The following is a 12,398-nucleotide window of genomic DNA, read 5'->3' as shown; positions in this document are numbered from 1 at the left end:
ACGTCCGCACTACCAAATAGGAATACCTACTTATTTGAAATAAGGCGACAATAAGTATGAGTTTTTAGAGGTGCCCTTAAAATCAAGAAAAGGCTGATCCTAAAATCAACCTCTCTTGTTCTGCCCAAATCGAATCATCTAGTTACCCTTAACTGCAAAGTAGAGACCAGATGGGCTGGCAAAGTTAAAGGTCTTAAAAGGCATCTCTGTTACTGGACTGCAGGTATCCGTCAAAGCAGAAATGTTTTCATGTAAGGCTTCGATCTCGTCCACCTCAAAAAGAATGCTCGGTACATTATCTGCAACTTCTGGCGATACTTGCTGAATAAACTCCTTGGCAAAAACTGTGATGGTTACAGTTGAATTCGCATGGGGTTTCATATCGAAGGTGTCAAACCCCATCATTTCACTTTCTGAAATAATGACAAAACCTGCTGCCGACCAAAAAACCTTCTCAGCTGCCACATCCGCAACATAAAGCATCAATCCAAAATCTTTTCTAAACATCAGTTAGCTGTTCGTTCAGTTAGGAAATCTAACCAAACTCTCCTTTCTCTCTATACTCTTAAAATTTCACATTAGCCCGTTTCTTAATGAGCCATTTTCGCCAATTCTTCCCGTTTGGCGTAGGTTGCTTCAGCGACAGCTTTTACCAAGCCATCAATTTGTTCCTGGGAGCAGGTTCCCAAAATTTCCTGGGCCGCTTTTGCGTCGCGAATTTGGTTGCGAACCGCCTGTTTAACAACTAGGTCTTTATCTATGAGATGCATAAGCACAGCTCCTTTCCTTAAGAATGTAAGCCTTGTAATGCTTTAGGGTCTCAAGCCCACATCGTCTGCAGCCCCCTTAACCGCTTGTTTATATTTATATTCTACTCTTTATGGAAGCGCTTAGCAAATGTTATGTGAAAAATGAACAAATTTTATTTTTAACATAACTTAATTTTTATTTGTTTTTGTTTTGGCAAAATTGAAGTATAATAAGACTATGAACCTAAAGGATGAGATTAAAGCGCTAGCGAAAGAAATCGGAATTTCAAAAATCGGCTTTACAACAGCCGATGATTTCAACTACTTAGAGAAATCTCTGCGATTAGCCAGAGAAGAAGACCGGTCTTCCGGCTTCGAACACAAGGTCATTGAAGAACGACTAGATCCCAAACTGAGCCTGGCTTCAGCTAAAACAATCATTTCCATTGCCCTAGCCTATCCCCATAAACTACCAACCCCAGCCGAAAAATCCCAATTCAAAAGAGGGAAATTCACCCCCTCTTCCTGGGGAATTGACTACCACTACCTCCTCCAGGATAAAATGGAGCAATTAGCGGCAGCCATCCGTCAGCTGGATACCCAACTGGAATACAAAACGATGGTCGATACCGGTGCCCTGGTGGATACGGCTGTTGCCCAACGAGCCGGTCTGGGCTTCATCGGGAAAAATGGCCTTTTGATTACCAAAGAATACGGATCCTATGTTTTTTTAGGGGAACTGGTGACCAATTTAGAAATTGAACCCGACCAACCAGTTCCCAATGGTTGCGGCGATTGTACCCGTTGCCTCACCTCCTGTCCAACCTCCTGTCTGCTTGGTGATGGGACCATGAACGCTAAACGCTGCCTGTCCTTTCAAACCCAGGACAAGGGCATGATGGACCTGGAATTCCGTAAAAAAATTAAAACCGTTATTTATGGCTGCGACATCTGCCAGATTTCCTGTCCTTATAACAAAGGTATTCTCAACCAAGCCCACACAGAAATTGATCCAGAGCTAGCCCAGCCTCAGCTCCTCCCCTTTCTGGAATTGAGTAACGGGCAGTTCAAGGAAAAATTTGGCCATGTAGCTGGTTCCTGGCGTGGTAAGAACATTCTTCAACGCAATGCCATTATCGCCCTGGCCAACAGTCGAGACCGATCTGCCATTCCTAAATTACTGGAAATTATCGACAAATCCCAAAATAAAATCCACGTAGCAACCGCTATCTGGGCCATCGGACAAATTGTTCCCCAGCCAAATCCTGAAATGATTACCTTTATCGAAACCTTGACAGGATTGGATGAGGACGGACAAGCAGAACAAGCAAGACTCCTCAATAAATGGCAAGTATCTACTGACTAATCTTCAAAAGGTAAAACACATCCTCTACAGCAACGGATGTGTTTTTTCATTTATACATACTAAAGCTCCTCGACAGGACGAAAATGACCAATAACCTTACCAACAATCCGAAAATCGTCATCAGGACCAGCGAACAGGTCCTCATAGTTTTCATTGAAGGAGACAATTCGGTATCCCCCCTCTTCTCGGTAAACCCGCTTGATGTAGGCACGACCATTTAAAGAAATGGCATAAACAGCGCCATCATAGTCAAAACCGTCATCATTAAAGAGGGCAACTTCCCCATCAAAATACTGAGGCTCCATGGAATCCCCTTGGATAAAGGAAGCAAAGTCATAGGAATATTCTTGATCTGTATAGACCGTCTGGAAGGACTGCTCATCATAGTAAGTCTCCCCGAAACCAGCAGATAAGGGCACTTGATCTAGGACTTGAATTGCAAACAGGGGCACAAGCTTCTCTTGAATCGAATTCTTCTGTGTTTCTAATAGCTGTTCGACATAATCCTCTGCCTTTCTCTTGTTGTCAGTATTCAACTGGAGATAGGGTTGGACAATGGCATACTCAGACTCAAAATAGGTTTCCTCCACCCCAAAATACTGGCTTAAGTGTTGCAAATGAGCCTGATTAGGCCGCGCCCGTTCCAATTCCCAGCTGGCATAGGAAGCTCGATTAATACCCAAAACAAGCGCTAAATCAGCCTGTGTCCGCCCCTCTTGTTGCCGTAAAGTTTTTAATCGTTGACCAGAAAACATAAAAATCCCCCTTGTGTGTTTTATAAAACACATTATATAATAAAAAGAAATCCTTGTCCATTCTCTTATCGAGAGGGACAAGGAAATTTCATCAGTCTCCTCGGTTAAACTTTGGACAGAATAGCATCCCAGGCCTGATCAATTCCGTGTTTGGTTTCAGATGAAAAGAGAACAAAGTCATCGCTAGGATCAAAGTCCAACTTGTCCTTAATCATTTTTTCATGCTTATTCCAACGACTTCTAGGGATTTTATCAACCTTGGTCGCAACGAGAATCACAGGGATCTCATAATATTTAAGGAAATCGTACATTTGGACATCATCCTGGGATGGAGCATGGCGAAAATCAACCAGGCTCACGACCGCTTGAAGATTTTCCCGACTTGTTAGGTATTCTTCAATCATCTTTCCCCATTTTTCACGTTCTTTTTTAGAGACTTTGGCATAACCATAACCAGGGACGTCTACAAATCGTAATTGGCCATCAATATCAAAAAAATTCAAGAGTTGGGTTTTTCCTGGTTTACTGGAGGTCCGTGCCAGATTTTTTCGATTCAAAATCCCATTAATAAAGCTGGATTTTCCAACATTTGAACGGCCAGCCATAGCGATTTCAGGAATATCATCCTGTGGGTAATGACTTTTATTGGTGGCACTCAGAAGTAAATCTGCATTGTGTGTGTTTAATTCCATTCTATCTCCTTAAAAAAGGAGCGGGATCTGGATCCCTACTCCCCCTTTTATTCTTTATACTCTCGAGCCTATATTTGGTTAAACGAGTTTGAGTATTAAGCAGTTTCTAAAATAGGTTTTTCCAAACCAAGAACAGCTTCCTTGGTGATGCGAACAGTTTTCACATCTTCCTCACTCGGAACTTCAAACATAATATCCATCATGGTTTCCTCAATGATAGAGCGAAGACCACGAGCTCCTGTTTTCCGATCAATGGCTAAACGGGCAATTTCTTCCAAGGCTCCGTCTTCAAATTCCAACTCGACATCATCATAAGATAGCAGGGTCTGGTATTGTTTCACCAAGGCATTCCGCGGTTCTTTCAAAATGCGGACGAGATCTTGAACTTCTAACGGCTCCAAAGCCGCAAAAATTGGCAAACGTCCAATCAATTCAGGGATAATTCCGAATTTTTGAATGTCCTCAGAGACGATTTCTTGCATGTAGGAACCATTCTCATCAATAGCCTTATTATTTTGACCAAAACCAATAATTTTTTCCCCGAGGCGCTGTTTGACAATCTCTTCGATTCCGTCAAAGGCACCACCCACGATAAAGAGAATATTTTTGGTATCGACTTGAATCATTTCCTGTTGCGGGTGCTTGCGACCACCTTGAGGGGGTACGCTGGCAACAGTTCCTTCAATAATTTTTAGCAGGGCTTGTTGCACACCTTCACCGGAAACATCGCGTGTGATAGAAACATTCTCGCTTTTCTTAGCGATTTTATCAATCTCATCTACGTAGATAATGCCACGTTCTGCTCGTTCAATATTGAAGTCAGCTGCCTGTAGCAATTTTAGGAGAATGTTTTCAACATCTTCTCCGACATAACCGGCTTCCGTTAAGGCTGTTGCATCTGCAATGGCGAACGGAACATTCAAGCTTTTAGCCAAGGTTTGGGCCAAAAAGGTCTTTCCTGAACCAGTTGGGCCAATCATGAGGATGTTGGATTTTTGAAGTTCAACATCTGTTTCCTCATCTCGGTTATCATGGAAATTAATCCGTTTGTAGTGGTTATAAACAGCCACGGCCAAGGCCCGCTTAGCCCGGTCCTGACCAATCACATAATGATTTAAAATAGCCAAGAGTTCTTGTGGTTTTGGCACTTCCGATAGATCTGCCAAAACTTCTTCCGCCAATTCTTCACGAATAATTTCTTGGGCTAATTCGACACACTCATTACAGATGAATGCGTTATTTCCAGCAATGATTTTTTTAACTTCATCTTGGTTTTTACCACAGAAGGAACAATAAATCATCACTTCATTTGATCTCGATTTCGACATAAATAAATCTAACTCCTAGATTAAAATAAAGTATTATAAACCGCGTGAATCGTGTTCACCAAATTTGTAAAAGCGTTCAACATAAAAAATGCTGTTAAACCGTAGCGCCGTTTTTGAAAAGATTGCATGGCACACAAAACACAAATCACTCCAAGCAGGGCTGTAAAAAGTCCAAATAGATTGCGTTCCATTTTTTATGTTGTCCTCCTATATTTATAAATTGTAAAGGGAATAGAGGCGGTTGGCTGCTCTAAACACTCAAACAGCTCAAAGGACTGCCAAGAAAAAGCTTCTGGAAAATAAACATCTCCTGCAAACTTCCCATGGATCTCCGAACATACCAATTCATCCAAGTAATCTTCAAAAGTACAGAAAATCTCCCGACCACCAATGACATAGAGATCCAAATCCTGCTTCTGGTACCAGTCCAAAACCTGCTCAACAGAATGGCAAACCAAAACATCCGGATGGTCGACTTGGTAATCCGGATCCCTCGTTAGAATCAGACTTGTCCGGCCTGGTAAGATACGGCGCCCCATTCCATCAAAAGTGACACGCCCCATTAGCAGGACCTGGCCCATAGTTGTGGTTTTGAAATGGCTCAATTCTTCTGGAATACGCCAGGGAAGATGGCCATCTTGACCAATTAAACCTTCCTGATCTTGAGCCCAAATCGCTTTTATTTTCTTGGGCACCTTGTCCCCCCCTTACTTGCTTGCTTGTTTTTATTTTATCAAAAGCGAACCCAAAATGGGGAAATCAAGCTAGCTAAAACGCTCAAAAAAGCGAATCACATCTAAATTCAAGCGAACTTGATTGGCATAAAAATAATTTCCACCATCGCGGTAAAGTTCTGCCCCATGAAAGATTGAAATAGGGGTCCAATAAGAATAGGTCTCGCCCTTGGAATTTCCTAGACTCGGTGCCACAACGTCTCTAGAATAGGCACGTGCCAGATCCAGACTAGTTTTCTGACCATTTTCCGCCACATAATCGATATAGGCCCCTCCAAAATTATAGGCTTGAACCGCAGTCCATTCATCAACCCCTGATTCTTGACTATGAAGATAATAATTGTTGAGTGTTTTCACGCCATGAGCGACACTTTCTTGAGGACTGGCCAAGGAATCCACTTGACCGGTCAAACTTTCACTGGCCTGCATAATATCCTGGCCCTGACCCTTGGTTTCTGTATAAATAATCGCCAGCACCAAATCAGAATCCAAGGATGAATTTTCCTTGTTTAACGCTGCTTCCACCATCGGTTGGAACTGACGCACACGGGCCACAGTTTGAGCTGTCTGCCAGGTTCGCCACAGTCCTAGGACGAATAAGACTACTACTAATAAACTAACACATCGTTTCAACATTAGAGACTCTCAATCGTATCCACATTTTTGATCAGAATTGAATAGGTGCCATCCTCATTCATGATAAACTCCACCGATTCAGCATCTTCATAAACTGGATTTGGTACAATTAGCTGGATTCCATTCGACAACGACAATTTCTGATTCTCCAATCGCTTCAATTGACGTTGGCTATCGATTTCTTGAAACTGGATGGTTTCAGGAACCTCTTCCTTCATCTGATCAATAAAGGTTAGACGAGCTGTCAAATTGTCTTGGAACAAATCGTTGGCAATATCTTCTGGTCGCAACTCCTGCTTCTCCTCTAAATTTTTATGCAAAGAGGACTTAAGTTTTGATTGGAACTGGAAATCATCCGCTTGAAAACTTTCAGCGATTTTTTGAGCCGCTTTTTCCATTGTCTGGATTGATTTTTTCGGAGAGGGAGCCAGTTCTACTTCCAATAATTTTTCTGAAAAATAGTGAAGGAAACTCCCCTGAGCCTTGATGCGTTTTTCCAATAAAAAGTATTGGCCAGTCACTCGATTCACAACCAAGCCTTCATCTGGACTAGCTCCAAAACCAGGTAAATGGTTCTGTGTTAATTGGATTCGGTTCTCTTCTTGGCCTAAATCAGTCAAACTATCGCGAAGGACCAAGCGTAAAAAGGCAAAATGACTTTGTCCCTCTTTTTCAAAGCCAACAAAAATCAAATCGTTCATTTTCTGGTTTTCCGCCTCCTTAAAGGCCTCTAACCAGAGTGTGCTGATTGTTCGCGAGCTTTCCATCAAATCATCTTGGATATGGCTGAAAAAGGTGTTTTCCGAGTCGAAAGCACCTTTTTTGGCATCCTCTGAATAGACTTTTTCAATTTTTTTCCGCAGATATTCATCAATACGAGGAGATAATTCGAGGGGTTCTTTGGAAAACTGCAGGTCTAAACTTTGGGGTGAAAATTGATGAATAATGGCTTCCTTAATATAAATATCCATACTAATCCTTGTATAGTGGGAAAGAACTGGTCAATTCAGCCACCTCTGTCTTCACTTCTTCTAGGACAGCTGGCTGATCTGCTGATTTCAAGGTTTTAATAATCAAGGCAGCGACCTTCCGAGCTTCTTCTTCCTTGAACCCACGAGCCGTGATGGCTGGGGTTCCGATACGGATACCAGAGGTTTTAAAAGGTGATAGTTGCTCGTATGGAATGGAATTTTTGTTCAAGGTAATATGGACATCATCCAAAAGTTGTTGGGCAACTTTTCCGTTCTCCACGACCTTTGTGACATCTACCATAAAGAGGTGATTGTCAGATCCACCAGAGATTACACGAAAATCCTCGTCTTGCAAAAAAACCTCAACCATAGCTTGGGTGTTTTTCAAAACCTGTTGCATATAGTCTTTGAAGGCTGGATCCAGCACCTCTTTAAAAGCAACTGCCTTAGCAGCAATCACATGCTCTAGGGGACCACCTTGAAGGCCTGGGAAAATCGCTGAATTAATTTTCTTGGCCAAATCTTCATCGTTGGTCAGAATCAAGCCCCCCCGTGGACCCCGAAGGGTTTTGTGGGTTGTGGAGGTTACCACATGGGCAAAAGGCATGGGATTGGGATGAAGACCCGCAGCTACCAAACCGGCAATGTGGGCCATATCGACCATGAGGTAGGCATTGACCGAATCAGCAATCTGACGCAGGCGTTTAAAATCGAGAATCCGAGAATAGGCAGAAGCTCCAGCCACAATCAGTTTTGGTTGGTGTTCCTTGGCTAAGGATTCTAATTCATCGTAAGACAACAATTCTGTCTCTGGATCAACATTGTAGGGAACAAAGTGATAGGTTTTTCCAGAAAAACTAACTGGTGAGCCATGGGTCAAATGGCCACCCGCTGACAAATCCATTCCTAGAATGGTATCTCCTGGTTGCACCAAGGCCATATAAGCCGCAGCATTAGCCTGGGAACCCGAATGAGGTTGAACATTGGCAAAACCGGCTCCAAAAATTTCCTTAGCCCGTTCAATGGCTAGATTTTCGACCACATCGACAGCTTCTGTACCACCGTAGTAACGGCGTCCAGGATAGCCCTCTGCATATTTATTAGTCAGCAGGGAACCTTGAGCAGCCATAACGGCTTTGGAAACAACATTTTCCGATGCAATCAATTCAATATTTTCTTCCTGGCGTTTGGTTTCTGCATCGATTGCTGCCCATAGTTCTGGGTCATAGTTGCGGTAATCGGTATTTTCAAAAATCATTTTTCCACCTCTTTAAAGTTTAACTGGGGAATCACTGCTTGTAAGTCTGTCTGGGTAATGGCACCTTGCCTGAGAATCCGAGCCGGCTCTTGGGATAAATCGAGAATCGTCGAGTCAACTCCAGTCAAAAAGGCATCATCTGCCAAGCCCAGTACGGGAATATCTTGTTGAATAACTTGGAACTTCTGACCACTACTGGCACCACTTAAATTAGCAGATGGTCCAATCAGTGGTCCGGTTTCCTGAATTAACTCTAGGGTTAGCGGATGATCCGGCATCCGAAAACCGACTGTAGGTAAACCAGAGTTGATCCAAACTGGGACACTGTCCCGCGCTTTTAACAGGATGGTCAAGGGGCCAGGCCAAAAATGAGCCACTAGATCCTGAAAACAAGGTGGAATCTCACTCGCATATTCTGTTACTTGTTCGAGGTTTGCGATATTAAGATTCATGGCTTTGTCTCTGGGTCTCTGTTTAAGCCTATAAACCAAATCCACTGCGTCCTGGTCCAAGGCTTTTGCAAAAAGTCCATAAACCGTTTCCGTTGGCAAGATCACAGCTCGACCAGCTTCTAACTCATTCTTTAAGATGTCCATCTACTACCACCATCCGATCCTGACCAAACTGGTCTTGCAACACTCTGACACGGGCCTTGGGAAAGGCTGCTTGAAAGAGACCTTGGACCGCTTGGCCCTGCTTATAGCCAATCTCTAAATAAATCTTACCCGTGGGTTTTAAAGAAGTTCGTGATTCTGTAGCTAATTTTCTGTACAGGGCTAAACCATCTTCCTCTGCAAATAAGGCTGTATGAGGTTCTGAGTGGAGGACGTTCAAACCGACTTCCTCTCGATCCTCCCAAGCAATATAGGGCGGATTTGACACAATAATATCAAAGGGACCTGTCAAATCCGTCAATAAGTCACTTTGCTGCAAATTTACTCGTTCCTGCAAGTCTAGTCTATCGCGATTCAGTTCAGCGACTTGCAAGGCTTCCTTCGAAATATCGGAAGCCCACACCTCCCAGGTTGGCCTTTTTTGAGCTACTGCGAGAGCGATTGCTCCACTCCCTGTTCCCACATCTACCATTCTTACATTCTCATCGGGATTTTCTGCTAAAAGTAACTCAACTAACTCTGCTGTTTCTGGTCTGGGAATCAGAACCCGTTTATCAACTAGAAATTCTAGACCGGCAAAGTCAGTTTTACCAAGGATATACTGGACCGGCTCATGGGCTATCAAGCGCTTATGGTAGGACTCCAGTTGGGCTAACATCTCAGCCTCTTCTTCTTTTTGCAAAAAGAAAACAAAATCGGTAAAGGTCCAATCAAAGATTTGACGAATCAAGAAATCAAAGGCTTCCGGCTCCTCGCCAACCTGGATTAATTGTTGGTGAAATTCTTGGAATCGTTGGCTGTATTTCATCTACTGGTTCAAAGCCTCTAATTTCTGAGTCTGATCGTACAAGACCAAAGCATCAACCACTTCATCCAACTTACCGGACAAAATACTATCTAACTTTTGTAAGGTCAAACCGATTCGATGGTCTGTCACGCGATTCTGCGGAAAATTATAGGTCCGAATCCGCTCAGAACGGTCTCCTGTACCAATGGTTGATTTACGCTCAGCATCTTGCTCGTCTTGGGCAATCTGGGCAAAGTGGTCGGCTACCCGGGCACGGATAATTTTCATAGCCTTATCACGGTTTTTCTGCTGGGTCCGTTCTTCCTGCATCTCAACCTTAATATTGGTTGGCAAATGCACGATCCGAACGGCCGTCGCCACCTTATTGACGTTCTGACCACCGGCTCCTGAGGCATGATAGATATCTACCCGCAGGTCTTTTGGATCAATGTCGTATTCCACTTCTTCGATTTCTGGCATAACCAAGACAGTTGCCGTTGACGTGTGCACGCGGCCTTGACTCTCTGTCACTGGAACCCGCTGAACCCGATGCGCACCGGATTCATATTTGAGCTTGGAATAAACAGACTGGCCAGAGACCATAGCGACAACTTCTTTGAAACCACCGACACCATTCATCGAAGTTTCCATAACTTCAAAGCGCCAGCCTTGGGTTTCTGCATATTTCTGGTACATGGTCAAGAGGTCCCCTGCAAAGAGAGCCGCCTCATCTCCACCAGCTGCTCCCCGAATTTCCAAGATAATGTTTTTATCATCATTTGGATCCTTGGGCAATAAAAGGATTTTCAATTGAGCTTCATAATCTTCTTTGGCCTGCTTAGATTCTTTCAATTCCATTTTAGCCATTTCTTCCAACTCGGCATCACCAGCGGCATCCTTAATCATCTCTTCTGCATCTGCAATGGATTGTAGCACCCGCTTGTATTCCCGATAGGTAGCCACCGTTTCCCGTGTCGAGGCCTCTTCACGAGAAAGCTCCATAAAGCGTTTGGTATCGCTGACGACCTGGGGATCACTCAAAAGTTCCCCCAACTCCTCATAGCGATCTTCCACCGCTTGTAATTGATCATAAATATTCATCCTCAGACAACTCCTTCTAATTCTGGATTAAAATAATGTCTTCTGCAAACCGATACATAGGTTTCATTGCCCCCGATTTGAATTTGTTCGCCATCATACAGCGGCTTTCCATCTTGCATACGGAGGACCATTGTTGCTTTTTTAGAACAATAATGACAAATAGTCTTAATCTCTTCAATCTTGTCCGCAAAGAGTAAAAGGTATTTTGAACCTTCGAACAATTCATTTCGGAAATCATTCTTTAAACCAAAGGCCATGACCGGAATATCCAGTTCATCCACGACCCTTGCCAAGGCAAAAACATGATGCCGCTTGAGAAATTGAGCTTCATCAATCAGGACACAGTAAAGGTCCTCTTGCTCTTTTTCAATAAAGCCAAAAAGATCAAACTCATCGTCAATAGCCAAGGCTTCCCGTCGCATCCCAATCCGACTAGACACCATTCCGACGCCATCTCGGGTATCTAGGGCCGAGGTCATAATCAAGACCTGCTTTCCCTGTTCTTCATAATTATGGGCTACTTTAAGGATTTCAATTGTTTTTCCCGAATTCATTGTCCCATACTTAAAATAGAGCTGCGCCATGATTCAACTTTCTAAAAAATTATTTCTAACAAATTATACAATAAATCTCATGAAATTTACAGTCTTTTACCGAGGCTCTTTATGGTAGAACAGCTTTAGCAGAAGTAACCGAATCAGTTATGGGCACCTCTAAAAACTCATACTTATTGTCGCCTTATTTCAAATAAGTAGGTATTCCTATTTGGTAGTGCGGACGTGAGCAGTCTCCTTCGGAGTCTCATCACTAAATTTTGAGCCAAGGTCTCAAAATCTCCGCCATCTAGCAGTTGTTTCTAACTGCTGATGGTTCCACTACAGTAGAAATACCTGCTTTTCTTTATTTTCACTCCCTAAGTTTTATGAGATAATAGAACTACTAAGATGAACGAGGTACTATCATGCTATTATTTTCCGACGATGAACGACTTCTAGAAAAACTGTCACAATTGGGAAATCAACTAGAAAGACTTGATAAGACCGTGAATTGGACAAGTTTTCGACCAGCCCTGAACCGCATTTTTGGTAATAAAGAGAAAAATCCTGCAAAAGGCGGTAGACCTCCCTATGACTACCTCATGATGTTTAAAATCCTCTTGCTTGCACGTCTTTATAATTTGTCAGACGAAGCTATGGAATACCAATTGCTTGATCGTCTGTCTTTTCGCCGTTTTGTTGGTTGCGATGATCAGAAAATTCCAGATGCTAAAACTATTTGGCTATACCGAGAACGTCTCACCAAATCTGGAAAAGAACAAGAGCTCTTTGAGTGTTTCTATCTAACTTTGGCAGAAGAAGGTCTACTAGCTCATAAGGGACAGATTGTTGATGCCACTTTTGTGGAAGC

16 protein-coding genes are annotated in these 12,398 nt (G+C 43.0%); 2 read left to right on the top strand and 14 right to left on the bottom strand.

What is annotated here, in order from left to right:
• Window positions 1–138: 138 nt before the first annotated feature.
• Together N4310_RS04820 and N4310_RS04815 are read right to left on the bottom strand one after the other, a co-directional pair.
• A complete protein-coding gene (locus tag N4310_RS04820) occupies window positions 139–507 on the bottom strand; it encodes a VOC family protein (RefSeq protein ID WP_262092283.1) in 369 nt (122 codons plus the stop codon).
• A gap of 83 nt (window positions 508–590) precedes the next feature.
• Complete coding sequence (locus tag N4310_RS04815) at window positions 591–770, bottom strand: hypothetical protein (RefSeq protein ID WP_262092282.1); 180 nt, start codon at window positions 768–770, stop codon at window positions 591–593.
• Window positions 771–987: 217 nt separating this feature from the next.
• On the opposite strand from N4310_RS04815, the gene queG reads away from it, so the two are divergent.
• A complete protein-coding gene (gene queG, locus N4310_RS04810) occupies window positions 988–2,115 on the top strand; it encodes a tRNA epoxyqueuosine(34) reductase QueG (protein WP_262092281.1) in 1,128 nt (375 codons plus the stop codon).
• Window positions 2,116–2,174: 59 nt separating this feature from the next.
• On the opposite strand, the gene N4310_RS04805 is transcribed toward queG, so the two are convergent.
• The 12 genes from N4310_RS04805 to N4310_RS04750 form a co-directional block, all read right to left on the bottom strand.
• Window positions 2,175–2,870 carry a LexA family transcriptional regulator gene (locus tag N4310_RS04805; RefSeq protein ID WP_160332240.1) on the bottom strand — a complete coding sequence of 232 codons (696 nt, stop codon included), beginning with the start codon at window positions 2,868–2,870 and terminating at the stop codon, window positions 2,175–2,177.
• A 104-nt stretch (window positions 2,871–2,974) separates the two neighbouring features.
• Entirely contained in the window at window positions 2,975–3,562 is a 588-nt protein-coding gene (yihA, locus tag N4310_RS04800) for a ribosome biogenesis GTP-binding protein YihA/YsxC (RefSeq protein ID WP_160332241.1), read from the bottom strand.
• Between the two features lie 95 nt (window positions 3,563–3,657).
• Window positions 3,658–4,890 (bottom strand): ATP-dependent Clp protease ATP-binding subunit ClpX, encoded by a 1,233-nt coding sequence (gene clpX / locus N4310_RS04795; protein ID WP_160332242.1) that lies wholly within the window; start codon window positions 4,888–4,890, stop codon window positions 3,658–3,660.
• A gap of 20 nt (window positions 4,891–4,910) precedes the next feature.
• Window positions 4,911–5,081 carry a hypothetical protein gene (locus tag N4310_RS04790; RefSeq protein WP_179923975.1) on the bottom strand — a complete coding sequence of 57 codons (171 nt, stop codon included), beginning with the start codon at window positions 5,079–5,081 and terminating at the stop codon, window positions 4,911–4,913.
• A 3-nt stretch (window positions 5,082–5,084) separates the two neighbouring features.
• Complete coding sequence (locus tag N4310_RS04785) at window positions 5,085–5,585, bottom strand: dihydrofolate reductase (protein ID WP_262092280.1); 501 nt, start codon at window positions 5,583–5,585, stop codon at window positions 5,085–5,087.
• A gap of 69 nt (window positions 5,586–5,654) precedes the next feature.
• Window positions 5,655–6,260, bottom strand: a complete 606-nt coding sequence (locus N4310_RS04780; RefSeq protein WP_262092279.1) for a lysozyme family protein — start codon at window positions 6,258–6,260, stop codon at window positions 5,655–5,657.
• Window positions 6,260–7,231, bottom strand: a complete 972-nt coding sequence (locus tag N4310_RS04775; protein ID WP_262092278.1) for a nucleoid-associated protein — start codon at window positions 7,229–7,231, stop codon at window positions 6,260–6,262. The genes N4310_RS04780 and N4310_RS04775 overlap by 1 nt, the downstream gene beginning before the upstream one ends.
• 1 nt (window position 7,232) lies before the next feature.
• A complete protein-coding gene (glyA, locus tag N4310_RS04770) occupies window positions 7,233–8,489 on the bottom strand; it encodes a serine hydroxymethyltransferase (protein ID WP_262092277.1) in 1,257 nt (418 codons plus the stop codon).
• Window positions 8,486–9,085 (bottom strand): L-threonylcarbamoyladenylate synthase, encoded by a 600-nt coding sequence (locus N4310_RS04765; protein ID WP_262092275.1) that lies wholly within the window; start codon window positions 9,083–9,085, stop codon window positions 8,486–8,488. Before N4310_RS04765 ends, glyA begins: the two co-directional genes overlap by 4 nt.
• Complete coding sequence (prmC, locus tag N4310_RS04760) at window positions 9,066–9,911, bottom strand: peptide chain release factor N(5)-glutamine methyltransferase (RefSeq protein WP_262092274.1); 846 nt, start codon at window positions 9,909–9,911, stop codon at window positions 9,066–9,068. The genes N4310_RS04765 and prmC overlap by 20 nt, the downstream gene beginning before the upstream one ends.
• Window positions 9,912–10,991: a peptide chain release factor 1 gene (gene prfA, locus N4310_RS04755; RefSeq protein ID WP_262092273.1), complete on the bottom strand. Its 1,080-nt coding sequence runs from the start codon at window positions 10,989–10,991 to the stop codon at window positions 9,912–9,914.
• A gap of 2 nt (window positions 10,992–10,993) precedes the next feature.
• Window positions 10,994–11,575 (bottom strand): thymidine kinase, encoded by a 582-nt coding sequence (locus tag N4310_RS04750; protein WP_160332250.1) that lies wholly within the window; start codon window positions 11,573–11,575, stop codon window positions 10,994–10,996.
• A gap of 377 nt (window positions 11,576–11,952) precedes the next feature.
• Between N4310_RS04750 and N4310_RS04745 the strand changes: the two genes are divergently transcribed.
• The coding region (locus tag N4310_RS04745) for a transposase (RefSeq protein WP_262092271.1) at window positions 11,953–12,398 on the top strand (446 nt) is incomplete at its 3' end.

The organism is Streptococcus danieliae (genome assembly GCF_025447695.1).
In the GTDB taxonomy this organism is placed as follows: domain Bacteria; phylum Bacillota; class Bacilli; order Lactobacillales; family Streptococcaceae; genus Streptococcus; species Streptococcus danieliae.
This window is presented reverse-complemented; position numbering and strand designations above follow the sequence as displayed.

Bases quoted from the DNA above. Each gene is read 5' to 3' on its own strand.
- N4310_RS04750 (WP_160332250.1), bottom strand. From the start codon at position 11,575: ATGGCGCAGCTCTATTTTAAGTATGGGACAATGAATTCGGGAAAAACA.
- N4310_RS04805 (WP_160332240.1), bottom strand. From the start codon at position 2,870: ATGTTTTCTGGTCAACGATTAAAAACTTTACGGCAACAAGAGGGGCGG.
- yihA (WP_160332241.1), bottom strand. From the start codon at position 3,562: ATGGAATTAAACACACACAATGCAGATTTACTTCTGAGTGCCACCAAT.
- N4310_RS04780 (WP_262092279.1), bottom strand. From the start codon at position 6,260: ATGTTGAAACGATGTGTTAGTTTATTAGTAGTAGTCTTATTCGTCCTA.
- prfA (WP_262092273.1), bottom strand. From the start codon at position 10,991: ATGAATATTTATGATCAATTACAAGCGGTGGAAGATCGCTATGAGGAG.
- N4310_RS04765 (WP_262092275.1), bottom strand. From the start codon at position 9,085: ATGGACATCTTAAAGAATGAGTTAGAAGCTGGTCGAGCTGTGATCTTG.
- N4310_RS04790 (WP_179923975.1), bottom strand. From the start codon at position 5,081: ATGGAACGCAATCTATTTGGACTTTTTACAGCCCTGCTTGGAGTGATT.
- N4310_RS04820 (WP_262092283.1), bottom strand. From the start codon at position 507: ATGTTTAGAAAAGATTTTGGATTGATGCTTTATGTTGCGGATGTGGCA.
- clpX (WP_160332242.1), bottom strand. From the start codon at position 4,890: ATGTCGAAATCGAGATCAAATGAAGTGATGATTTATTGTTCCTTCTGT.
- N4310_RS04775 (WP_262092278.1), bottom strand. From the start codon at position 7,231: ATGGATATTTATATTAAGGAAGCCATTATTCATCAATTTTCACCCCAA.
- queG (WP_262092281.1), top strand. From the start codon at position 988: ATGAACCTAAAGGATGAGATTAAAGCGCTAGCGAAAGAAATCGGAATT.
- N4310_RS04815 (WP_262092282.1), bottom strand. From the start codon at position 770: ATGCATCTCATAGATAAAGACCTAGTTGTTAAACAGGCGGTTCGCAAC.
- glyA (WP_262092277.1), bottom strand. From the start codon at position 8,489: ATGATTTTTGAAAATACCGATTACCGCAACTATGACCCAGAACTATGG.
- prmC (WP_262092274.1), bottom strand. From the start codon at position 9,911: ATGAAATACAGCCAACGATTCCAAGAATTTCACCAACAATTAATCCAG.